Here is a 23,704-nt window from a genome sequence, read left to right on the forward strand (position 1 = left end):
TTTTTCTCTATACGTACATCTTTGCGATAATAAAAAATCCTATGACAAATACATTGGCTTTCGAAATATTAAGAGGAAAATGGTTGATGAATCTCTCTTCTTTGGTACAGTACGAAAAAATAGCAAATCGAATTCTTCAGGGAGAATTTGTTGGAAGTCCTGTAGATAGAAAGGCTTTTAATGCATTATATGAAGAAGGCGGTTTCGGAGGTGGTCCAATATCTTCTACTGAGGAAGAAAAACATATTGGATATGTTAAGATAACTGGTCCTATGTTGGCTTACGGGGATTATTGTTCCTATGGAGCAGATGATTATTTGTATGTCCTACGTAAGTTGAACAACAATGACAAAGTATCAGCAATTGTAGTTGATGTAGATGGTCCTGGTGGAGCTGTAGCAGCAATCAATGCTTTTAAAGAATTTAAATCAGAAAAGAAAAAACCAATTGTTGCATTATGTGATAGTTGTTTTTCCCTTCATTATTGGCTAGTTTGTCTTATAGCTGATCATGTAATGGCAAAAGGTAACATATCGTCCGGATTTGGATCTATAGGGGTTACAAGTATTTTGGTAGATGGTAGGGAAGCAATGAAGAATGATGGATATGCAGTAATGATTATTAATGCTCCGGGATCTGAATTGAAAAATCAAGCTATGCAAGATTTTTATTCTGGGAAAGATGAAGAATTTATCAAAAGATTACAAGCAGAAATGTTACCGATAAGAGAAAACTTCATTGCTGATGTAAAAATTGCATTTCCTGACATTGCAACAGATGAAAGAATTTTTAAAGCGGATACATTTAATGCTGAAGAATCATTAAAATTTAAGATGATTCATAGTATTGGAAACGAAAAGAAAGCCTTTGAGTTAGCGAAGGTATTAGGTGAAATGAATAATAATAACTAAAATAAAATTTAATAACGATGAAAAAACCAAAGTATGATGCCGTTGTGGCTTATGCATTATCGGCTTTAGGTATTCAATCACTTCCTGTTGGAGAAGAAGGACAACTTGATCTTTCTGCTGAACAGGAAAATATTTTGAGAAATGATTTTCCGGGGGATAATTATGAGACTTTTGTTGTACGAGCTAATAATTATTTGAAAGCCGAAGCTACTCAAGTAGCTGAGGAAAAAGCTCACAAAGAATCAGAGAAAAATAAGGTAAATAATATCTTATCTGGAGCACTTGATGAAGGCGAAGATCCAGAGGCTGATCCGGAAAAAACAGCTGAAAAAGTAGTGAGTAAAGTAAAAAAACAAGGTGCTGTCATTGACAAATTGATGATGGAACCTGAAACAGAATCATCAGTAAAAAATATTGTGAAAAAAGCATTAGTAGGAACTGCACTGGCAGTTTCTTTATCATCAGATACACACTTGTTTGGGCAAAATGCAGAAGCAAATAATAAAATTTTTGCTTTTGAAAATCGAAATTGGAATCAGAGAGCCGCTGGGAAATCTGCTGCTAAAACAGATTTTACAGACGTTTCAACAGTTGCAAGATTAAATGATGACTTAAAAGAGTATTATGTTCAAAATCCTACTGTTATTCAAGATCTTTATAAAGATAGGTTTGGTTTGCCTTCATTCTGGCCAAAAAGATTCGGGGTAATTGACATGGTGCAAGATGCAGTGATGGATATTGGTAATGTAACTGAAGCAAGAAAGCCTGATTGGACTCCTGGTGTTGAGTTTTTTATTGATGCTGAAAAAAGGAAAATTTATAGAATTCAAATCGATTTAGAATTCGATGGTTATCAACTCCAGGAATTGGAAACTTCTTGGTTGGCTTCTATTTATAATTTTGATGGAAGTTCTCCATACAAAAACAGCTTTGTTGCATTTTTAATAAAAACTAAAATTGATCCACAGGCTAGACTTGAAGACAGAATTGCAGCAATTAATGCAGTATATGTTGAAAAGCCAAAAGGAATTAAAGCTAAAGGTCATTTTCTTCATAGACAAAATGGGCTAAGATATCAGATCTATAGTTTTATTTCAAACAAAAAAATTAAACCTTACATTTCAAAGGTAGGTAAATTTAGTGCTGCAAATGCATATCCTTATGTTAAAGGTATGGTAGAGGATCTTCCGGTTGATTACAGAAAACGATTAGGGCTTAAATTTTATATGGCTCCGTCAAATATTGTAAAAGTCCGAGAAAGTTATAAGAAAATTATGGCTTTAAACAATGATTATACTACGAATGTAATTAATTATGTTGAAGGATATCCTAATATAGAGTTTGAAGGACTTATTGATTTGGAAGGGTCTAACGTAATGTTTATTACGGATGAAAATAATATTGAAATCCTTGAATATCTTCCGACAGAAAAAGCAGTATACAGAATGGAAACTCAGAAGAGAATGATGTTCATTCATGCTGATTATAGAACTGGCTGTTCATTTGTTTTTTCTGGATTCGTGCTTCCGGATAATTCAAATTTCTTGGGTCAAGCTCAATTTATATTTGTTAATGATGAGCCTCTATTTTCTAAAGATTTCCATGTTCCTATTTATGGTAAAGCAGCAAGTGCACCATTGGAAATTACCTTTAACAGACTTCAGGTTCATGCTGAATTAATTTCCGATGTATACAAACTTGAAGGTTTGCCAAAAGGAACTATTGTTGAAATCTTAGGAAATAAGAATATGGTAACACCTTCAGTACTGAAGAAAAAGACTTCTTCAAATAGCGGAAACTTAGATTTAACAGCGGATTTTAATCCTAAGATAACTGGGTCAGTAACTCTTATTGTACAAGCTGATGGTACTTACAAGGAAGTAAAAAGGGTAAGTGAATTTCCTACAGCTCCCAACAGTACATTTAAGTTTTCTGTAGATCCAGAAGTGCTTGATGCCTATGATGGGCTGATTCAAAAGTATGAAGGAAGTGCTCCTGCTACATTAACAGAAATTGTAAATGGTAACGAAGGAATTGAGTTAACAATTTACGGATCTGAACAAGCATATACCGTCGATAATGTTGATGATAAGATTGTTGTTAATTCAGTGGCTGTTTTAAATACTGATGATAAGTGGATTACACTTAAAAACTTTGCTGGAATTTGGTTTGAAATAGCCAGAGGATAATATTAACAGGGCTTCTCTGGAAGCCCTTCTGTAAAAAAATCATAAAGTGGCGTTAAAAGTTTTAGATAAAAAACGAGTTGGTGTTGGTGGTCCTGGTAAAAAGTCGAAATATGCCTATGCATACCTTACGGATGATATAAGTTATTTCCCTCCGACAGATTCTACTGAAATAGTTCTAGTAGGAGATATCTTGTTGAAGCCTGGTTCTACAGTTGTTAAGCTTTACGTCACTTTACCCTCTCAGGAATATTCTTACGAATCCATTGGAGAAAAGGATAATCGGGCGTTTAAAGTAAAATTTATCGGGACGCATCCAGGTACTGAAATTGAAGCTTTAGAATTTGCCAAAAAAAATCAGGACTCAGATTTCATTATTGTTATTCCTGAAGGTATTAACACTGATAAAGCGAAAGTCTTAGGAACTCCTAATTGTCCGCTTACTTTTCGATCATCACATAAAAGTGGGAAAGATGGAAGTAAATTCGAATTAACATTTGAACAGGAAGTACCATCAGAAGACGTTTATCTTCATTATACTGGAAGATTGAGCACTGAAGGGGATATTCCTTCATGGAATCCTATATCTGGAAATCTCCCTCCTGAAGGTGTTTATAATGTAATTTCACTCTCTGATTTGATGTTTACAGATGGAAGTGTTTCCGATTTTTCAACACCTGGAAAGAGAATAACGCTTATCGGAAATGATAATTCTATGGGAGGATTTATGACGTTAATTACAGGAACAAAAATTTTTCTTCGGAAAAATAAACCTTGGAAATCCATTAAAGGGAGTAGTATTACTTTAGAGTCTTATACTTCCAGTGATTCTCAAACAAAACTTATTGAAATTCAAAGAACTTAAAAAATTATCAATCATGTCTTATACATTAAAAAAATTAAGTAAGCCTGCTGCTGGTGCAGGTGCGCCAACTACAGGAAATAAATATGCTTATCTTGTTCCTGTTGATGACTTAGTATCACATCCTAATCCTGATGGAAATAATGTTTTATTAGTTGGACAGCCTGTTTTTAAAGAAAACAAGGGAATGATCCCGATTTACATTACAAATTCATCCCAGGAATTTTCCTATGAATCACAGGGAGAACAGGATGCAAGGAGCCATAAGGTGAAATTTATTGGAACTCATCCGGGAACTGAACTTGAAGCTCTGGAATTTGCTCAGAATAATTTGGACAAAGAGTTTATTGTCTATATTCCGGGTTGCAATTCAAATGATCAAAAGAAAGTTTTAGGAAGACCTTGTGCTCCACTTATTTTCCGATCCAATCATAAAGGGGGGAAAGATGGTAGTAAATTTGAATTTACATTCGAGCAGGAAGTCGGCAGTAAATATGTTTACTTTTTATATGATGGCCCTTTAATGCCCCAAGAACAATTATATTCAGAGGTTGACTTTACCACGGCTTTAACTTCATTGCAGACAGTGCAAAAAGTAAAAACAACGGCTACAACTCAGGCTTTAAAGATCAGTTCTTTAGATAATGTCACAGCTACGCAGATAACCTTTATAGGACAAGAAAAAGATAATGCGAAAGCTGGCACTATTTCAACTGATTTAGCGGGTGCAAATTTTCTTATTATTACTAAGGATGGGCTACAATGGAAAGCAATAGATGGGTCTACAATCACATTTGAAATTTATCATGCAGGAAGTAAAGTGATTCTTCTTGAAAGATGGAGAACTTAATAAGACCAAATAAATAACTGAAAAAATGCGTCACAACTTATTAGTGTGACGCATTTTATTTTCGCTCTATGGAAGGACAAAAAACAATAACTCCAGTTAGAGCTTTAGAAATAATGAGAGAGATGAGCCGACAAGGAATCCCTTTTAATTTCAAATATCTTTCATACAATGAAACAGAAAAAAAATCTGATGGATTTAAGTCTGAGGAAAAAATATTTTTAGCACAAGGGTACAGAAGAAATCAAAGTAATAAACATGAGGTTTTAGTAAGTTTTGTACGTATTTCAGGAGAGAGAAGACAGTTTTATTATCCACTTCTTATAGAATTTAATGGAATAAAAGTTAAAGCATGATTAATAGAGATTTAGATATTGAAAAACATGGAAAAAATGCTATTATTTCTAATCCTGTAGCATGTTTTTCGTATCAGGTAGAAGAAATTGAGCGTGATTCACCTCGTAATGGAAATTCTGATTATTTTGAATGGTCACAAACATATTCTTTTGCCGATGGGCTAGAGCTCATTCCATACGGCAGATATAATGATATGCCACAGTTACTCCGAAACACTATTTACCGTAATCCAAATATTCCCGGAGTAATGGAAAAAAAACAGCAATTATTGTGGGGACAGGGACCGCATTTATATCGGACAATTTATGAGGATAAAAAACCCCAGAGAGAATGGGTTGAAGATTCAGAAATTCAGAGCTGGCTTGAAAGTTTTGACCACTTAACTTATTTAGAAAAAACTATACAGGATTTTAATTTCATGCAAGGTAGTTTTTCAAAAATAGTGAATGCGAAATCAACTCGTATGGGTGTTAATTTTATTCATTCTTTAGAACATATAAACCCATTATGGGCAAGGTTGGCAAGAAAAGATAATGCTCCGGAAGCAACTCATGCATTGATTTCAGATTCATGGAAAGCATTTCAACCAACAGGTTACCGGGACTATCCATTGTTTGATCCTCTTAACCCTGGTAAAAGTCCAATTTCAGTTTTTTATTCAAAGCTTTATTCCTTTGCAACTGATTTTTATAGCATTCCAACAATTTTAGGAGCTTTAGAATGGATTAATAGGGACACTGCAGTCCCTTTAATTCTTAAAGCTTTAGGTAAGAATTCGATCAATGCGAAATATCATGTAACATCACCATCTATTTTTTGGGATGATAAAAGAAAACAAATACAAGAAGAATGCTTAAGTAAAAATATTGATTATGAAGAAAGTATGTTGGAAGAATATGAAAGAAACCTCTTTAAATCTATCATTCAAACTTTATCAGGAGATGAAAGCGCAGGTAAAATATGGCATACAAAAACATTACTTTCTCCTGATGGGGCTAATTTAATAGAATTAGGTTGGACCATTACTCCTATTGATCAGAATATTAAAGATTTTGTAGAAACGCAGATTAAAATTGCTGATAAATCTGCAAGTGCAGTATCAGCTGCGGTTGGAATTCATAAATCATTAGGAGGAATTACAGATTCGGGTAAATCAGATAGTGGTTCTGAGCAACTTTATGCTTACACAATGTTTAAACTTATTGGGGTCAAGATCCCTGAAATGATTGTAACAAGAGCAATTAATCATGCTATAAAAACTAATTTTCCTAAAAAAAACCTACAATTAGGCTTCTATCACGAAGAAGCACAACGTCAAGAAGATCAAAGTTCAAAAAATCGCTTAAATAACCAACCAACATGATAAAAGCAAATATTCTATTCGATAAAACAGGTTCCGGATCTTCAGAAATTTTGGAAGTTCTTGGAATTAATGATGCTGATATTGATATAAACCATATTTGGCAACAGTTAAGGGCGTCTACTAAAAAAATCATTAAAATTATTGGTTCTACCAATTATGATATCGCTGTACAACTATATAATAATGGAGATTTAGAAGATGAATACTTATCAATTATTCGTTATGCAATAGCATTAGATGCATTTCGCAATTACGCACCTCTTACAGACCTTGCATTTACTACACAGGGCCGATCATTCAGGAATGATGAACATAACAGAGTTCCATGGGAATGGCAGATCGATAAATCTGATGCGGCAATGGAAAAATCTTATTATGCAATTGTGAATGAAATTATACAATATATCGTTGAAGATGAAGAATTAGAGCAATCAGATTATATGCTCCAATTTTCAGGTTTATTTGTTCCTGATATTTTTGAATTTCAAAAGTATGTACACATCAATGATTCTTATTTACTTTATTTCATGCTCGCTCCATCGATGATGCTATTTGAACATAAAGAAATACTCACTAGGGTTGGAAGTAAATTGGAAGAATTAAAAAAGAATCAAGACTCTTATATTTTTCGATTAATCCAAAATAGTTCTGTCCTCTTCGCTATGAAAGATGGGTTGAAAAAGTTTTCAATTCAATTATTTCCTCAAGGCACAATGAAGGCAGGAAAATCAGACAAAAGATCAGCTACAGGTTATGATATTGAGTCAACAGTCAATTATTATGATTCGGAACTAAAATCTCTACTATTGTTAATTGAAAATGAGATTAAGAAATCAAAAGGAATTGTCGTTGAAAGAAGAAAAATCAATTTTGATTCTACAGATGGATTTGTCACAATGTAAAGTTTGAAATATGCATATTATAGAAATTTTAGAGTTAGATAAAAGATTTTTCATCCCTGAAAATATGGGACAATGTGATCGGCGACAATATCTTGATATGTCTAAACTTGTTTTGATGTACCAGATGGCAGAGATTAACCTTAGTCAATTTAGATCATTAGGATTCTATTCCTTGATGAATATGAAATATGAAAAAAATGGATCTGATATTGCAGAACTTGAGAAAATGCAAAATGTTTACACCTGTTCTGAGCTTTTAAATTCGTTTTTTAATATTGATGATGAAAACCGAATGCATCTGATCCAGGATTATACTCATAATCCAATAAAGAATGTTAAGTATAAGGCCATGACATTTATAGGGCCAAAAGATCAGTTTCAGGGGATGACCTATGGAGAAATGGAAGATGGATTGGGTGAGCTAAATAATTTCAATAAGACAGGAGAATTTGAAAGCTTAATAAAACTTTTTGCTATATTTTATAAACGTCCAAAAGAAAGATATAAGGTTATCAATATGGAAAAACGTATTGAATTTTTTAAATTTCTTGATGTAAGGTATGTTTATGGTTTTTATTTGCTTTTTGTCTCATTTTTTAATTATCTAACAACAGAATGTCAATTATTAGTTGACGGTAAAGAAATAGATCTCACTTTAATATTCAGTAAAAATACTGGAGTAGGAGAAAACTCAATTGATGAAGAACATGAATCATTAGGATTAAGATCTACTTCATTTCAATTGGCAGAAAGTGGGGTTTTTGGAACACTTGAAGAATTGAGAGAAAGTGACGCTTTTGAAGTTTTAATTCGAATGTATGATCTTGTAGTCCGGAGTATAAGTGAACAAAAGCAATTGGATGATTTAAAGAATAAAAATAGAAGTAATGATTGAGCCAAATACTTTAAGGGAAAAGATTGCAGAAATAAGGCCTTATATACCTGAAATTAAATCTGTTAAATTCGTTGTAGATGATGATGAATTTGCAGCCGAATTAAAAGATCATGCTGTTAATGATAATATTTTGTTGGTAGTTGTTGTACCATCTTTTAACGGTTTTGGGAAAGAAGATGAAAGCGGAATAAGAAGTTTTCTTCAGTTTTTCTTGATGGAAAAAATAGATTTTAAGCATTTTAAAACCCAGGATCAGTATATTGATGTTTTTCAGAAGGTTTTGATTGTGCTAAGAAAATTTCTTAAACATATTTTTCACGCGTCAGAAAGTGATGAAAGTGTGAATTGTTTATCGATGAATTTGGATTATTCGTCATTAAAGATTAATCCGGTTACAAAGAAATCTCAATGTAATGGATGGGTGATCGAGATTGATGAAGAAAAATATGAAGATTTTTAGCCATGGATCTTTTAGAGAATAGAAAAGGAGGTGAAAGAATGATTTTCAATGCCTTTATAAATCGAACTTTACAAGCGCATTCAAAAAAGATTTATGAACAACAGCAGAAAAATATGCCACCATTTTCAGATAAAAGTTATGAAAAAAGAACTTTTGCTATAAATGATAATTCTTTAATCTATAGTCATAAGGGAATACTTCGACTAATGGATATGAAGAGGATTTCTTATCCTAATTCAAATAAAAAGTATATTCAGAAAAGAATTTATCCAACTTATAATAAAGTTTTTACTGCTCATTATAACGCAATTATGAAAAATTTGGCATATAATTTTACCGATGACATTATTTCGGAATTAAAAAATGAAGTGGGAAATAAAAATTAACAATGTTATATAAGTTTTTTAATTCTTTAACTTTAGCGAAATTTTAAAAAACACTTTTTTTAAAAAAAATAGTTCACTGTAATGAGAAAATGTTTACTTTTGATTCAAGTAATTGTAATAATTTTTATTGTTGAAGTAGGCATTTTTATTCATTTTTGAGAATCTATAAATTAAATACTTATTATTATTATCAATAAATTTAATTATGAAAACAAAAATTATTTTAGCTTTATTGGCTTTATTAACTATTACTTATTCTTGTGAGAGAAATGATGAACAGGAAATTACTCATCAAAAAAAAGAAGTAACCAAAAAAAAAGAAGTTGTAGATACCTTTTTCCGTGATCAAAGGTCATTGGAAAATACTAAAAAAGTATCTGACACAATAAAAACAAAAGCAAATGCAAAAGACGATTCAGAAACCGTTAATCCCGGGGATTTGGGTACGCCTCCTACTAGGCCGTAAAGAATATGTCCATAAAAAGGTGCTTATAACTCAAATAGGCACTTTTTTAATGATACTCTCTGGAATACTACCTATACTAAATAATATTATAGGGCTATTTATAGATTTGGAAGGAATACCATATACTGGATTTAGTAATTTAAATGTTGCTATTTTTCAATTTTCATTGCTATTTGTTCCGTTTTTTTTAATTCCGGCAGTTGTTTTACGTGCTTACTGGATTTCATATCTGGTACCAATATTTACTTATACAAATATTATAGGTCTTTACTTTAGTTTTCACTATGGACTTTTTCAAAATTCTGACCTTTTATTTTACAGTACAGTTATAGGAATATCGTTGATTATATTATTGTTTTACGGACGAATAAGAGAATACTATTTCGATATGATTGAAGTGGAAGATATAAATAAAGAAATAATAGAACTATACGAAAAAGACCATGGGAATAGAAAGTAGCTTTAAAATTTTAAGGAACGAAGTAAAGATTGCTTATGAAAATGGAGCGATTTCTAAAGAGGTTTATTTAGAAATTTTGTTTTCGCTCAGAAAGGATCGAAAAGATAAATTACTCACATTGGAACAGATTGCATTTATAATGCCTCCGAAGAAAAATCCAGTAAGTGATCTTGAACAAAAAATGGTAGAATTAAATATTCTATTGGTTGAAAAATTTGGAAATGCTGATGAAGTTTCAAGAATTGTAAGAAAAGTTTTTGACTCACTTCCAGATAAAAGTGAGGACAAAGTATTTTTCTTTAATGTAGTTAATCATTTTAAATATTTAAATGAACTACTTAATGAAAATCCTGCATTTTTAGACTTAATTCAAGAACGCGATTCTTATAAACTAACCTAATTAAAATCTGTGCCTACCACAGATTTTTTTATTTATAAAAATCTGTTGAATATTTATTTGAAAGCCGTTATTATTAACGGTTTTTTTGCGTCACAATATTTATACTGTTTAAATATTAGGTTTGTGAAAATTTGAATAATGGACAGATGGCATAGAAAATTTTTGGTTCTACAAATAATCATTCTACTATTTATTTTTATAGTCCGGATTTTATTTCCAGAAGAATTAAGATTATTATTAATTGGAATAATATTTTTCATTCTTTTCGAATTTGGCGTCTTGGAACGACAGAGACAAGAGAATCCGAAAGCGGTAATGTATGAAAAATCCTGCTTGTTTACATTTTCTGATTTATTGTCAGCGGGATTGTTTATTTATGAGTTTATTCAATTATCAAGGGGTTACTTGTTCAATCATTACTATCTCATTAATCCATTCCTTCTAATATATATTGCAATAAGAAAATTCTACATAATGAAAAACTATTCCTATGAGAAATGATGTTATTAATATCCTTAAAAATAAAGGAAATACGAAAGATAAAGTTCGATATGATGAGCTTTTAAAGATCTATTCAAACAGTGCAGGGTTTAATCAAGTTTATTTTTACCAATTGGGATATTCTCCCCAAAAATTAGAGAATCTGATTTATGATGTGAAAAACCATTTCCACATTACAGAAAAAGATATAATTGTATTCAAAGAGCCTGAAACGAATCTGGAATTGTTGAAAGATGAAGAACTAGGTCATGTTGTTTTAAGTAATTTGGTGAAAAATGAATTATCACCTGAACAACAAAAAGTTGAAGAAATTATCGATTTGTTGAAGCTTAAAGATAACATTGAGGTTCTTGATGGATTAAAATTTCGAGAGGAATATCCGTTTTTAAATAATGAGAGTACTCCAATGGAAATTAAAGCCCTTGTTGCGGATAAAATTTCAGCTTATAAAAAATATGCAAAAACACACTCCGAAATTTTGAATGCTGAGAGTGATGAAGATGCTGTTGAAAAATTGTATGAGCTTGCAAAATCTGCTTTGGAAGAACACCAAATAAACCAACAAATCAAAAAAGAGCTTGATTTTTACAGAGATTCACCGGGTAGAATATTTGGTAAACATGCATCTTTAGAACGCTTAAAAATCAGGCAAGATGTTTACGATATGCAAGAAGTCGATTTGGTAAAAGGAAGGTTGAATTCACAAAAAAACATTAGTCGTTATGAAAAAGAAAAAAAATCTGAACATGTGAAAAAATGGAAGTTCAGATTAGAAGTAATTGAGAAGCGATTAAAAGAAGAATTCAATTATAATTTTGAGGAAAAGTAGCATTGTAAAGGGTAAGAACTATTAACCATAAGGCGGAATTTTATTTCCGCCTTACTTATAAAATATAATCTAATGCTTGAAAATAAAAATAAAGTAATTCCGGTTTGGTGCCCATTGACAGTACAACAATTAAAATTGGTTGAAAAACTTTCACTTGCCGGAAATTCTGCTGATAAAATTGCAAATGCTTTAAAAGTAGATATGCGCTTGTTTATGCATGATTACAAGACAATTGGAACTCCTATTTTTGATGCCTATCAGAGAGGGGTGGTTCTTAACCAAAGCATTGTTCATGAAGCAACTCTAAAGAAAGCGAAAAGAGGTAATATGACTGCAATTCAGCAGATGAATAAAATTTGGGAAGCTCAAAATTTAGAGAATCTGAAAAATGAAATTTTTAATACAGAATAATTATGGATTTTGATAATATTGAACTGGATGACCTTATTGAGTGGCTAGAAATAGGCGATCCAAAAAATGTGCCTCCTAAAATAGCATCATATATGTTGATGCTTGAAAAAATATGGGGTCTCTATAAACGGATGTTTGAGTTTCCTAACATAGAATCAATTATCAATCATCTTATTGTTGTTGATCACTTGCAGCGTTTTCAAGCTAAGAAATTGGTCACTGATGCTCTAACTTATTTTGCTGCTGAAAATCAGTTATCAAAAAAAACATGGAAGGAACTCATCGCAGATAAAATGTTAAAATCATTTACTGCAGCAATTAGAGTCGCTAAATCTTCCAGGGATTTCAAAGATGCAGCAATTATTCTAAAAGAAATGGCAAATGTTCTTGATCTTGATAAAGAAGAAATTGGTGAAATGGAAGAGGATATAATGAAACAGATACAGATTTTAACAACTGATATTAAGATGTTTGGAGAAGAGCCTATTGATAGAAGGGAATTGGCTTCATTTATTGATTCATTACCGGATGTTCCAGAGAAAGTAAAAGCTGCCGCAAAAGAAGAAGTTGATAAGTTTCCTCTAAAATTTTTGAATTACGAAAACAATCCGAGAAATGGCATCTAATAGAATATTTGAAGAGGCTTCAGGTGCATATAAGGGGAATGCTGAATATCAGTATGTAAACAGTGCTGGTATGGGAATCGAAGTTTTCGATCCTACGAATCTGTATATGATCGGAGGAAGAGGAACTGGGAAAACAACTCAGATTCAGGCAAGGAGATCAATCCGAATAATTAAAGCGATGCCAACAGCTTATTTTGCTTTCGTTGGGGATTATTACACAAATCTCCTTTCAAATACAATTCCGTCGATGATCAAAGGGTGGAATGATTTAGGGCTTAAGGAAGGGGTTCATTATGTTACAAATGACCGCCCTCCTTCAAGTTTTAAGTTACCTTATAAAAAACCTTTGAGTTATAAACATACAATTTCATTTTACAATGGTTGTTTTTTTAAGTTGGCCTCAATGGATGTTGTATCATCAATGGCAGGGGATTCTTATCAGCACATTTTCGGTGATGAAGTAAAATATCTGGATAAAAATAAACTGGATAAAATTTTACCGGCCGCAAGGGGGGAAAAAATGCGTTTCGGTCACAGTCATTATTATTTAGGTAAAACGTTCACAACTGATATGCCTAATATTTTGAATTCAAATGAATACGATTGGATATTGGAGCAAGAAAAAAATGTAGATACGGAACAGCTTAAAAATATTTTGTATGCTTCATTAGTTGTCAATGAAATAAAAACAGCTTTAGTAAAAGCTTATGTAAAACGTGATCAATTAGAATACGATAGACAAAAAAGATCATTTCATCGTTGGATTCAAAGACTGGCAAAAGTGAGAATCAATTCTACTTTATTCGTTATGATATCTACATTTGCCAATGCAGATATACTCCAGCTAGATTACTTCAAAGAACAGTATCGCATTTTAGGTCCAGAGCAGTTTCGCCCTTCAATTCTCACGATGAAGCATGAAATTAAGCAGGGTGAAAAGTTTTATCCGTATTTATCTGCTAAGAATTTTTATGATGATGGATTATTGATTGATTTTTTTGATCCTTTTGATTTTGGTGACAAAGTGGTTATAAGCTCATTAGGGCTAAGACATATAAATCACCGCCAGAAAATCGAAGCAGGAATGGATTTCGGCGATATGATGTCAATGGTAACCGGTCAGGAGCAAGGTTTTATCCAGCGTATTTTAAAAAATCTCTACACACTTGAACAAAGTGAAAAAGCTATTGCATCGTTATTTTGCGAATTTTTTAAAGATCATAAAATGAAAGTACTGGATTTATACTATGATAGATCGGGTAATCAGTATCAAAAAATAGGAAGAGATATGGCTCTTGCGGTTCAGAACGCAATCCAGGACGAAAGCAAAAAAACTTGGAAAGTAAATTTAATGAGCAGAGGACAACCAACAATTTATCAAGAGGAAGAATTTAATTTGATGAAGGGGGTTCTGAGTGAAACTAATTCAAAATATCCTAAACTTTTGATTGATATGTATCAGTGTAAAGAATTGAAATCATCAATGGAGATTTCTAAACAATTAATTAAACCGGATAAAAATGGAGTTAAAAGAATTAGGAAAGATAAAACTTCGGAAAGTATGCCGATGGCTCGTCGCCCAATGTGGTCTACCAATATGAGTGATGCCTTAAAATATTATATGTGTAGACCTAAATACATGGATATTATGAAGAAAGTACAAACTTTGGGAAGTTCATACGCGCCAAATACTCATTAAATTTTTTATCTTTGCAGCAAATGATAGTCATTAATCATTGAATTTATAGAGCAAACAGGTGGTCGATACCTGTTTGCTTTTTTATTTTCCCTTTTCCCTTTTTCGCATCAAAAAATATAGTGTTCAATTCATTTTTGTCAATCACATTTTCCGACTTCGCATAAAACCAACTTAAAAATCTATTTTGTTTTCAATTTTTACATTTTGTAACCATCTGGTTTTTATTTAAATGTATTTAGAAGGGGGATGTTTTCTGATCGAAATTTTAATTTATTTTTTTATTTAGAATATATATAAAGAAATCAAGTCTACTATTGAACCTCTGCAATATTTCTGCTTGTTTTTTAATTCAAAAATGCTATCATTCTGATTATCAGTTTTTAAACCTTTTTTTATTTTATTTTTTTGAAGCTTATTTGATTCTTGGCCCGACCCGCTCTAAGGCTTAAACGGTCTTCGCGGCGAAAATGCTTGTTGAGATATATGGCGTTGGACCGCGAATAGGTATAGGATAAGCTATTATGGTGCTTTTGGCTCAAAATAGCCTTATGATGCTTGAATTACACGGTTTTGCGCGTCACAACAGATGCTGTCTCCCTTTGGCAACTTTGCCAAAAACAATATCCAATGGCATCAGGTAAACAGATTAGGGATGAGATAATGCGGATGACCATCGCAGTTAATTCTGACCCAGCTCAAAGAGAAATCCACAATCTCAATAGTAAAATACAAGAATTTAGTAATGCTAATAAAAATCTAGCTAATAGCCAAAAGGATTTAATGAAACAACGTAAATCTGATGAACAGGCTATTGGTAAATATGGAGTTGAGATTGATAAGTTAAAGCAGAAGCAGAGACAGAATCAGGATGTAACGGACGCTGAAATACGTCTATTAAAGAATAAACAGTTACAGTTTGAGAAAGGATCTAAGCAATACCATTCCATCCAGGAAAAAATAAACAATGTTCAAGCTAAAGCAACTACTACTACAAAATCATTGGATGTAGCCATTGCCAACTTGACAAGTAAACAGGAAAAACACAATTACACTTTAGAAATAGCTAAGAATGAATATAGTAAAGTTACTCATGAAATAGAAAGTAATAATAGGGTCATATCCGAGAATAAGGCTCGTATCGAAGAACTAACGAAAAGTTTGGATATCAACCGACTTACTGTCTCACAACTTAAAAGAGAGGCCGAGCAGTTACGGGCACAGTTGGAACATGTCATTCCGAGTACACCTGAAGCCAAAGCACTTGAAGAGCGCTTAAAGGCTATAAGAGAAAGACTGGCAGAAGTGAACGATGGAGCAGATGATGGATCAGATTCTTTTGGTACACTGTCTGAACAATTTAACCAATATGCAGGAGTCATTACAGCAACATTAGGAACCTTAGCCGGATTAACATTGTCAATTCAAGAGGTAATTGATAGAAATAATGAAATGACAGATGCGATGTCAGCAGTAGAAAAAACCACTGGCATGGCAAAGAATGAAGTGGAAGAACTCGCCAGGGCATTCTCTGATTTTGACACTCGTACTAAGAAGATAGATCTATTAAAAATCGCCGAAGTAGGGGGAAGGCTTGGGGTTGCTAAAGGAGAGATTAAAGACTTTACTCAAGAAGTTGATAAGGCGTATGTTGCATTAGGTGATAGTTGGAAAGGAGGTGTAGATAATCTGGCCGATTCCCTGGGAAGGATCGCATCATTGTACAAGGAAACGAAGAAATTACCAATTGCTGAATCAATTAATCAGGTGGGGTCTGCTTTGAATGAATTGGCAGCACAGGGAGCTTCAAGTGAGCAGAATATTGCAGAATTTGTAACGAGATTAGGGGCTTTGCCTCCGGCAATGAAACCCCCGCTAAATACATTATTAGGCTTTGGATCAGCATTGGAAGAGTCAGGAATTAATGCTGAAATAGGTGCCTCTGGGTTTGGAAAATTTATTAGAGTAGCATCAACCAATGCTCAGGGTTTTGCACAGGTTATGCGAGTTCCAGTCGCTCAGGTAAAGGAAATGATCAATACTAACCCGGCTGAATTCTTTTTAAAATTTTCTGAAGGATTAAAAGGGCTTGATACAATTCAATTAGGGAGTATTCTAGATTATCTGAAGTTAAATGACAATGAAGTACAAAGAGTAATTGGTTCTGCAACTGAAAATACGGATAAATTTAGAAAATCTGTTGAAGTTGCCAGTAATGCGGTCAAAGAAGGGACCTCTTTACAAGATGAATTTAATAAAGTAAATAATAATGCAGCTGCTATTTATGAAAAAATTCAAAGGAAAATTGCTGAAAGTTTTACTGCTAAAGTATTCGCTGAATTTTTAGAAACTGCAGTAAATGCATTTGGACGATTTATAGGAGTAGTAGAAGATGCAAGTGGTATTGCAACCGGTTTTAGAAATACTTTGATTTTTTTGACAAAAGTCATAGCCGTATTGGCTGCAACTACATTGTCTTATAACTATATAACAGGTGTTTATAATGCACTGTTGACAACGACTACAGAGCGAGTATTAGGCTTAACTATTGTTGAAAAAGCACGTAATCTAGTTTCCGCCATTGGACGAACTTTAAATACCCTTTATACCATGGGATTAGCCTTAATGGGTGCCGGATACGCTTTAGTCACAAGAAATACGGCTCAGGCAACTTTTGCGATGCAGGGATTTAATGCAGCAGCAAGGGCTAATCCATTAGGGATAATATTGACATTAGTGACTCTGGTAGCAACTGCATATTTTGCATTTTCAAAAGAAGCGGATAATGCTAAAAATGCGCAAAAATCATTAAATGATGTAATGAAAGAAGGGGTTAAGAATGCAGCCCAGGAAATAACTCAATTAGAAATTAGCTATAATAAAGCCATTAAAGCTAAGGAAGGCACAAATGAACGGAAAAAAGCTATAGAAGCTCTTCAAAAACAATTCCCTGCTTATTTTGGTAATCTTGATGCTGAAAAAGCTAAAAATTCAGATTTACGAAAATCTTACCTTGAATTGCGGGATGCAATTGTTGCTTCTGCAAGGGCAAAAGCCGCCCAATCAGAACTTGAAAAAAGGGAGGCTGAAAGGTTGAAGCGAGATGAGGAATGGAGGCAAAGAATGATCGATGAGCAAAAAAGAAATATGGAAATCAAGTCTAGAGGTTCTGGGCAAACAGAGTTAGGTGCTGATTCCGGTGAAAATATTCAATATGTTGATAATTCCACTTTGTTAGAGGCAAGTAACAAGAGAGTCAAGGATTTGATTGATGAAAGAATTGCATTTAAGAAAAAAGATATAGCTGATGATAAATATTATTTGTTAGAAGTTGAAAATAATAATGCGAAAGCTGCTAAACTTCGAGGTGATGAAAAAGATCCTAAGTCGTCATATTACGTTCCAGATCCAGATGGTGATAAAGCAGCTAAAAAAGCTGAACAAGAGAGGAAAAAAGCTGAAAGAGAAAGAATTGCTGCAGAGAAAAAGGCAGCTCGCGAAGCTCGTCAACATGAAAATGAGAATAATAAAATGCGTAAAAATGGAGAAGATGCAGAGCAATTGGCTCGTGAATTAGAAGTTAATAAAAGTGATGCCATCATTGAGGCAATGAAGGATGGTTATGAGAAAGAAATAGCTCAAATTGCTCTTCAGGAAAAAAGGAAGAAAGTTGAAATTGACAAAAAAAGAGTTGGACAAACAGAAATTGATATTCTTCAGAAAAAAATAAATCTGGCTAAAGGTGATGACAAGTTGCTTTTTCAGGCATTGATGGATTCATGGTTGAGTAATAATAAAGCCTTGGATCAATATAAGCAATCTTTGCAAGATATTTCTGATAACAAAAGACGAACTGCGAAATTTAAAAGTGATCAAAAAGATAACAGCGATAAACAAATTGTTCATGAGGCTGCTTTGGCAAAATTACAAGAGGATTTTAATAAAGAAATAGCTCAATATTCAACTTTAGCATCTTTAAAAGATTCATTAAAGGGGAGGATTGAAACAAAGGAGTTAAACAAAATAAAATCTTGGTCAGAAGGTAGAGAAGCTCTTCAAAAGCTTTATAATAAAAAAGAAATTGACTTACAGGTTGCCCACCTTGAAGCAATGGTTACAATCTATTCTGGTTTTGATCTATCACTTCTTACGGAAGAACAACAAAAAGAAGTTTTGAAATTTATTTCTGAGGCCGGTAATAAAATTGCAGAGCTGAAAGCGAAAGCGAAAGCACAAGATCAGGATAAGCAAGATAAAACAAAAGGAGACCTTGGTAAAGATAATTCTGTTGATATACTTGGATTAAATCAGACACAATGGATTCAGATGTTTGATAATATTGAAAAAGGGACTGATATGCTTGGTACTATGTCAGGTGCCGTAGTTGCATTGCAGAATGCTTTTTCTCTTTACTATAAATATGTAGAAACTAATGAAAAAAGACAACTTTCGACTTATGAAAAAAACACTGAATCTAAAAAGAAAAGGTTAAAACAACAATTAGATAGTGGTATTATAAATCAGGAAACTTATAAAAAGTTAACCATAGAAGCTGACACTGAGCTGGAAAAGAAAAAAGCACAGCTTGCGGCCAAAGCTGCGAAAAGAGAAAGAGATATGCAAATTGCCAATATCATTGGGAATACAGCTCTTGGAATTATGAAAGTCTGGTCCGATCCTGGATATCCTATGGCTATTCCTTTATCTATTGCGGTGGGAGCTTTAGGAGCTGTTCAATTAGCAAATGTAATTTCAACGCCTTTACCTACTGCAGAAGGATATGAAGGTGGTTTCAATACTGAATATCCAATAATTAGAGAACAAGATGGCAGAAGATTTAATGTAAAACGAAAAAAACTTGTTAGCGGGGCAGTTGATCGACCAACTCATTTTATAGCCGGTGAAAATGGTGTTGAAATGGTTATTGATAATCCTACCTGGACAACTTATTCTCCTGCATTAAAACAGGCTATTTACAGTGCTAATGCTAAAGCCAGAGGCTATGAATATGGTTATAATATAAATGAGACTTTAAAACCTACTTCTGTTACTTCTGAGGAATCGAATTTATTATTGGCAAACGCTTTAATTAAATATTCAGGAGTAATGGAAAAAATTCAGGAAAAAGGAATTCCAACGTATATTGTTAAGAATGCGAGAAATGGAAAAGAATTAGGTGAAATGATAAAGGCTTATGATGATTTAGTTAATAAAAATATACATTAATATGAATTTTATAATTGATTTCAGAAATGGTGGTCAGCAAAAGTTGGAATGGGATGCAAATCAAGACATTCCAAATCCTGCTTCTTTAATATTAGATTTAACATTTAATAAAGCAAAAGATGCTGAAGTTAGATTTGATATTAAAACAAATGATTCTGTTAAACAATGGATTATTTTATCTGGTTCAGCAATTGCCGGAAACGTTATTTCGATTCCAGAATCAAATTACATGGGTGCTGGTATAGAAATAGCACAAGTTTCAAGAACGTTGCACCTTTCCTTAGATAATATTAGTAATCTACCCAATGGAGAATACACTACTGAATTGAAATTTGAATGCTTTTCAAAATATAATACTAATGGAAATTATATTTTAACTGACAGTGATTCTTACATTATTACTCTTAGTATTAGTAATAATGAAAGTGTTATAATTAAGGTTGACAAAGAAGAATACAATGTTTTTTTTAATCGGACAACCGGGGAATTATCTGGAGAAAAAAGTGTACTGATTTTTAATAATTCAAAACCAAACTTGTTAAATTTTAAATCAGAATATTTTCTTGAAAAAAATGGATTCACAGACCATTTTGATTTAAATATAGCTAACATTGGAATGGGTTCTGATTTACCTATTAATGGTTTGGTAAAGGTCATCGGAGGAGTTTTTCTTGAGAATTTAAGAAGAATAGCTAATGTAATGATTAATTTATATATTGGAGAAAATGAAAAGATTTTTTCTGATAAAAATCAAATTAGTTTTACAATAACTAAGTCAAATAATGAAAAAGATTTTAAAAGATTCTATCTTATGAATCCGGGGAATAAATCTTTTACTATTACTTCACCTTCTTGGTTAAATTTATCAGTAATCTCAGGTAATTCTTCAATCTATATTTCTGCAACTACCGTTTCACCATTTGAAATTCCGGGAGGAAATTACAGAGGAGAAATTAAAATAAGTTATGGTAGTAATCAACTAATTATATCAGTAGCACTTAAAGTCATTGATTTTTTTATTTATCCCATTAATTCCTTACCTGGTTTTTGCCTTGATGTTCCAGGTATAGAGTTTAACAAAACTCATGATTTAGCCAAGTTTGTTAAGACTACTATTAATACAACATTTAATTTAAAAGGTGTGGAATATCTGAAAGAAGATGTTTATATAGTACCATACATCAACGAACAATGCTCTATCTCTATTGGTGAAATTACTCAGAAAAAATTTCCACGATTTAAAGACCATTTTTTTGAAATTGATGAAGAAATTGAATTAATGAGGGCTGCTAAAATTTCATTAAAGGCTGAAGAAATGGATTTGTCATATAGAGTATTGCGTTCCTTTACTGCGCCCGAAATAAAATTATTTCCCGGTAGAAAAAAGAACGCATATCCGCTACTTTCAAACCATTTTCATAGAAAGAAGAATCCCGGAACTCTTTTTATTAATTCAAGGATTAAGGATGACCGAATACTTGTTAGAAAAATAGATGATACCAAAAATATTAATGAACTTGTATTTGATAGTGCAATTATTAAATACTATGATTATCCCCAATATAAAAATATTTTGAATTTTCATTTTGAAAATGATAACTATTCACCGGAATGGTTTTCTTTTACAGGAGAGTATAAGATATCAACAGAATACAATCATATCTATGCTAAAAATATATTTAAAAATCAAAATGAGAAGTTTGATTTTAGTAAGGTAAAGAGTTTAATCCTTAATTCTGGTTATTTTCTAAAAGATGAAATTAATTTACTCTCAAAAATCATTGAAAGTAAATTGGTTTTTATTAAGATAGAAAATAAAGTGTATAGATGTTTTTCAACTACACAAAAACTAATTACTGAGGATTCTTCAGAGGAATTACCAAATCGAGATTTAGAATTTTTAATTGTTGAATAATGGAAATATATTTTTATACAAATAATAATAAAGTTCTCAATTTGAGTGGTCAGAAGATTTCTGTAAGGGAAAGTAATTATAAAATAAGTAAAGCAATTACTACAAAATTTACATTTCCTTTTGAATTTTACATGGACGAAGAATTTTTGTTAGCATTTGGAGATTTTGTTAGCCTTGAATCTAGTGAGCTTGATAGTATTATTGATGGACATTTTTTGTTTGAAAGTAAATTATATGAGGCAAAATTGACATTCTTATCTACTGAAGGAAATTTTATGACGGCCCAAATTGATTATGGTTTTGAAGAACTTCCGAATTGGAATAAAAAATTGTCAGACCTTCAATGGGATAAAATAGATGTTTTGGATATACATAAATATGCTCAAACTGTTTGTGGTAAAACATATCCGGAAGTATATTTTAATTTTCCAAGAATATTTACCAAAAAATTTAATAACGAAGATAAAGTATGGGATGCATTTAATGGCTATTATAATAATTTAAATGAAGATGGTAGTGAAATGATTAGGAATTATGTTGATGCTTCTGGTAATATATTTAATGTAAATATTATTCATCCTTGCATATATTATATTTATTTATTAAAAAAATGTTTCTCTGATATCGGGTTACAGTTGCAAGGAGATATTTTAACAGATACAATGTTTAAAGATGCTTACGTGTTTTCCGGGACTGATTATTTTAATAAAAAAGATCAGTTTTTTAACAACTACACTGTTTCAGTAAATGAAATTGATTCTGTAGAGAATATATTCTGGTATGGAGAATGGTCTAATGGATGGCATTTTGATTATAGAATTGATAAACAAACTTACATTGATGATGTTGTATTGAATTTTACTGACAAACTTTATATTAATGGAAGATTCTATGCAAAAGTGATGCAAAAAACAACCGTTAAAATGAGAATACAGTTAAATGGAAATGATATTTGGAGCCATGAACAATATTGCAATGAATTTATGATTATTGAGAAACCTTTTACTCTTGGACTAAATATCGATAATGCAACAGTAAGATTTATAATTGAAGGTTGTTTATCTAACTTTAGTGAAGGGTATAATGTGATTCAGTATGAACTAAAATCAAATTCTATTATACAAAATGGATCATCATCCCAATCAGATGATGCAGTAATAGAAAATTCAAATCTAATCGACTTAAAAAGGGCCGTTCCAGATATGACTGTGGGTGATTTAATGAAAATTCATCAATCCTGGTTTAATTATGAGTTTAAAATAGTGGATAATGTTGTTTGGATGAATAGGCTAGGTGATAAAGATCCGGAAAATGTAAAAGATTTCCAGGTAAGTGAAATACAAAAACCCAAAAGAATTCTTTTGGAAAAAAAATCTTACTCATTAAAGCACCTTGATTTAGATGATTTTAAGATGAATAGTTTTTACTATGATAAAAATGGAGGTGAAATTAATAAAGAAGGCAATAAAAATACTGAAGAGATAGAAATTAATGGATATTCTTTGCCTGTTGAAAAATCTAAAACAAACGGATATATGACTGCATCTGTTAAAACAGATAATTCCTCTTGCCTTTCTCTCGTCTTTTATAGAGGAATTGATTCTGCAGGTCAAAATAATGCCATCCATCAATCTAATGTTAGCTTTCCCGAATTATTTTATTCTAATTGGGAGAAATGGTTAAGACAACGGGTTAAAGGCTATCAATATACTTGGAATTTTCAAATTCCAGCTGATGAACTGAAAGTAAAGGTAGATGATTTTATTGGGTGCTATAATAACATCCATATAATAACTGATTGGACTAAAGACTTGCAAGAGAACACCTATAATATTGAAATAACAACAGAAACATCTTATTAATTTAAAATATTATACCGGTCTTTGAATGTTGGATTTAATTTATTAAAAAAAAGATATAAAAAAGTTTGCTAATAGCAAACTTTTTTATATCTTTGAAGTAGGAAAGCAAAGGGGTTCTTTAATATTAATCGAAAAACAAAACA

General features: G+C 32.0%; 20 protein-coding genes. All 20 read left to right on the top strand.

Annotated features, from left to right (window positions below):
- Window positions 1-41: 41 nt before the first annotated feature.
- The gene (locus EL260_RS08395; RefSeq protein ID WP_123859722.1) at window positions 42-911 is read left to right on the top strand and encodes a S49 family peptidase domain-containing protein; all 870 of its coding nucleotides are present in this window, start codon (window positions 42-44) and stop codon (window positions 909-911) included.
- 17 nt (window positions 912-928) lie between these two features.
- Window positions 929-3,100 carry a hypothetical protein gene (locus tag EL260_RS08400; protein ID WP_123859723.1) on the top strand — a complete coding sequence of 724 codons (2,172 nt, stop codon included), beginning with the start codon at window positions 929-931 and terminating at the stop codon, window positions 3,098-3,100.
- 46 nt (window positions 3,101-3,146) lie between these two features.
- Window positions 3,147-3,962: a hypothetical protein gene (locus EL260_RS08405; protein ID WP_123859724.1), complete on the top strand. Its 816-nt coding sequence runs from the start codon at window positions 3,147-3,149 to the stop codon at window positions 3,960-3,962.
- Window positions 3,963-3,975: 13 nt separating this feature from the next.
- Window positions 3,976-4,809, top strand: a complete 834-nt coding sequence (locus EL260_RS08410; protein ID WP_123859725.1) for a hypothetical protein — start codon at window positions 3,976-3,978, stop codon at window positions 4,807-4,809.
- A gap of 68 nt (window positions 4,810-4,877) precedes the next feature.
- Window positions 4,878-5,162, top strand: coding sequence for a hypothetical protein (locus tag EL260_RS08415; RefSeq protein WP_123859726.1), 285 nt, complete (start codon window positions 4,878-4,880; stop codon window positions 5,160-5,162).
- Entirely contained in the window at window positions 5,159-6,526 is a 1,368-nt protein-coding gene (locus tag EL260_RS08420) for a hypothetical protein (RefSeq protein ID WP_123859727.1), read from the top strand. Before EL260_RS08415 ends, EL260_RS08420 begins: the two co-directional genes overlap by 4 nt.
- Window positions 6,523-7,428, top strand: a complete 906-nt coding sequence (locus EL260_RS08425) for a DUF6712 family protein (RefSeq protein WP_123859728.1) — start codon at window positions 6,523-6,525, stop codon at window positions 7,426-7,428. The genes EL260_RS08420 and EL260_RS08425 overlap by 4 nt, the downstream gene beginning before the upstream one ends.
- Before the next feature lie 10 nt (window positions 7,429-7,438).
- Window positions 7,439-8,323 (top strand): hypothetical protein, encoded by an 885-nt coding sequence (locus EL260_RS08430; RefSeq protein ID WP_123859729.1) that lies wholly within the window; start codon window positions 7,439-7,441, stop codon window positions 8,321-8,323.
- A complete protein-coding gene (locus EL260_RS08435; protein WP_123859730.1) occupies window positions 8,316-8,783 on the top strand; it encodes a hypothetical protein in 468 nt (155 codons plus the stop codon). The genes EL260_RS08430 and EL260_RS08435 overlap by 8 nt, the downstream gene beginning before the upstream one ends.
- Window positions 8,784-8,785: 2 nt before the next feature.
- Window positions 8,786-9,169, top strand: coding sequence for a hypothetical protein (locus tag EL260_RS08440; protein WP_123859731.1), 384 nt, complete (start codon window positions 8,786-8,788; stop codon window positions 9,167-9,169).
- A gap of 205 nt (window positions 9,170-9,374) precedes the next feature.
- Window positions 9,375-9,635, top strand: a complete 261-nt coding sequence (locus EL260_RS08445; protein WP_123859732.1) for a hypothetical protein — start codon at window positions 9,375-9,377, stop codon at window positions 9,633-9,635.
- A complete protein-coding gene (locus EL260_RS08450; RefSeq protein WP_123859733.1) occupies window positions 9,571-10,095 on the top strand; it encodes a hypothetical protein in 525 nt (174 codons plus the stop codon). Before EL260_RS08445 ends, EL260_RS08450 begins: the two co-directional genes overlap by 65 nt.
- On the top strand, window positions 10,079-10,495 hold the full coding sequence (locus EL260_RS08455; RefSeq protein WP_123859734.1) for a hypothetical protein: 417 nt from the start codon (window positions 10,079-10,081) through the stop codon (window positions 10,493-10,495). Before EL260_RS08450 ends, EL260_RS08455 begins: the two co-directional genes overlap by 17 nt.
- A gap of 490 nt (window positions 10,496-10,985) precedes the next feature.
- On the top strand, window positions 10,986-11,825 hold the full coding sequence (locus EL260_RS08460) for a hypothetical protein (protein WP_123859735.1): 840 nt from the start codon (window positions 10,986-10,988) through the stop codon (window positions 11,823-11,825).
- Between the two features lie 72 nt (window positions 11,826-11,897).
- Entirely contained in the window at window positions 11,898-12,236 is a 339-nt protein-coding gene (locus EL260_RS08465; RefSeq protein ID WP_123859736.1) for a hypothetical protein, read from the top strand.
- 2 nt (window positions 12,237-12,238) lie between these two features.
- Complete coding sequence (locus tag EL260_RS08470; RefSeq protein WP_123859737.1) at window positions 12,239-12,862, top strand: hypothetical protein; 624 nt, start codon at window positions 12,239-12,241, stop codon at window positions 12,860-12,862.
- Window positions 12,852-14,561, top strand: a complete 1,710-nt coding sequence (locus tag EL260_RS08475; protein WP_123859738.1) for a hypothetical protein — start codon at window positions 12,852-12,854, stop codon at window positions 14,559-14,561. The genes EL260_RS08470 and EL260_RS08475 overlap by 11 nt, the downstream gene beginning before the upstream one ends.
- Before the next feature lie 627 nt (window positions 14,562-15,188).
- Window positions 15,189-19,784, top strand: coding sequence for a phage tail tape measure protein (locus tag EL260_RS08480; protein ID WP_123859739.1), 4,596 nt, complete (start codon window positions 15,189-15,191; stop codon window positions 19,782-19,784).
- Between the two features lies 1 nt (window position 19,785).
- Window positions 19,786-21,699, top strand: a complete 1,914-nt coding sequence (locus tag EL260_RS08485; RefSeq protein WP_123859740.1) for a hypothetical protein — start codon at window positions 19,786-19,788, stop codon at window positions 21,697-21,699.
- Complete coding sequence (locus tag EL260_RS08490; RefSeq protein WP_123859741.1) at window positions 21,699-23,561, top strand: hypothetical protein; 1,863 nt, start codon at window positions 21,699-21,701, stop codon at window positions 23,559-23,561. Before EL260_RS08485 ends, EL260_RS08490 begins: the two co-directional genes overlap by 1 nt.
- The last annotated feature ends 143 nt before the right edge of the window (window positions 23,562-23,704 follow it).

Origin of the sequence: Chryseobacterium nakagawai (assembly GCF_900637665.1) — a bacterium.
Taxonomy (GTDB): Bacteria; Bacteroidota; Bacteroidia; order Flavobacteriales; family Weeksellaceae; genus Chryseobacterium; species Chryseobacterium nakagawai.

What these genes read in the sequence shown, in the direction of transcription:
- EL260_RS08395 (WP_123859722.1), top strand. Translation starts at nt 42, where the DNA reads ATGACAAATACATTGGCTTTCGAAATATTAAGAGGAAAATGGTTGATG.
- EL260_RS08400 (WP_123859723.1), top strand. Translation starts at nt 929, where the DNA reads ATGAAAAAACCAAAGTATGATGCCGTTGTGGCTTATGCATTATCGGCT.
- EL260_RS08410 (WP_123859725.1), top strand. Translation starts at nt 3,976, where the DNA reads ATGTCTTATACATTAAAAAAATTAAGTAAGCCTGCTGCTGGTGCAGGT.
- EL260_RS08415 (WP_123859726.1), top strand. Translation starts at nt 4,878, where the DNA reads ATGGAAGGACAAAAAACAATAACTCCAGTTAGAGCTTTAGAAATAATG.
- EL260_RS08420 (WP_123859727.1), top strand. Translation starts at nt 5,159, where the DNA reads ATGATTAATAGAGATTTAGATATTGAAAAACATGGAAAAAATGCTATT.
- EL260_RS08425 (WP_123859728.1), top strand. Translation starts at nt 6,523, where the DNA reads ATGATAAAAGCAAATATTCTATTCGATAAAACAGGTTCCGGATCTTCA.
- EL260_RS08430 (WP_123859729.1), top strand. Translation starts at nt 7,439, where the DNA reads ATGCATATTATAGAAATTTTAGAGTTAGATAAAAGATTTTTCATCCCT.
- EL260_RS08435 (WP_123859730.1), top strand. Translation starts at nt 8,316, where the DNA reads ATGATTGAGCCAAATACTTTAAGGGAAAAGATTGCAGAAATAAGGCCT.
- EL260_RS08440 (WP_123859731.1), top strand. Translation starts at nt 8,786, where the DNA reads ATGGATCTTTTAGAGAATAGAAAAGGAGGTGAAAGAATGATTTTCAAT.
- EL260_RS08445 (WP_123859732.1), top strand. Translation starts at nt 9,375, where the DNA reads ATGAAAACAAAAATTATTTTAGCTTTATTGGCTTTATTAACTATTACT.
- EL260_RS08450 (WP_123859733.1), top strand. Translation starts at nt 9,571, where the DNA reads ATGCAAAAGACGATTCAGAAACCGTTAATCCCGGGGATTTGGGTACGC.
- EL260_RS08455 (WP_123859734.1), top strand. Translation starts at nt 10,079, where the DNA reads ATGGGAATAGAAAGTAGCTTTAAAATTTTAAGGAACGAAGTAAAGATT.
- EL260_RS08460 (WP_123859735.1), top strand. Translation starts at nt 10,986, where the DNA reads ATGAGAAATGATGTTATTAATATCCTTAAAAATAAAGGAAATACGAAA.
- EL260_RS08465 (WP_123859736.1), top strand. Translation starts at nt 11,898, where the DNA reads ATGCTTGAAAATAAAAATAAAGTAATTCCGGTTTGGTGCCCATTGACA.
- EL260_RS08470 (WP_123859737.1), top strand. Translation starts at nt 12,239, where the DNA reads ATGGATTTTGATAATATTGAACTGGATGACCTTATTGAGTGGCTAGAA.
- EL260_RS08475 (WP_123859738.1), top strand. Translation starts at nt 12,852, where the DNA reads ATGGCATCTAATAGAATATTTGAAGAGGCTTCAGGTGCATATAAGGGG.
- EL260_RS08480 (WP_123859739.1), top strand. Translation starts at nt 15,189, where the DNA reads ATGGCATCAGGTAAACAGATTAGGGATGAGATAATGCGGATGACCATC.
- EL260_RS08485 (WP_123859740.1), top strand. Translation starts at nt 19,786, where the DNA reads ATGAATTTTATAATTGATTTCAGAAATGGTGGTCAGCAAAAGTTGGAA.
- EL260_RS08490 (WP_123859741.1), top strand. Translation starts at nt 21,699, where the DNA reads ATGGAAATATATTTTTATACAAATAATAATAAAGTTCTCAATTTGAGT.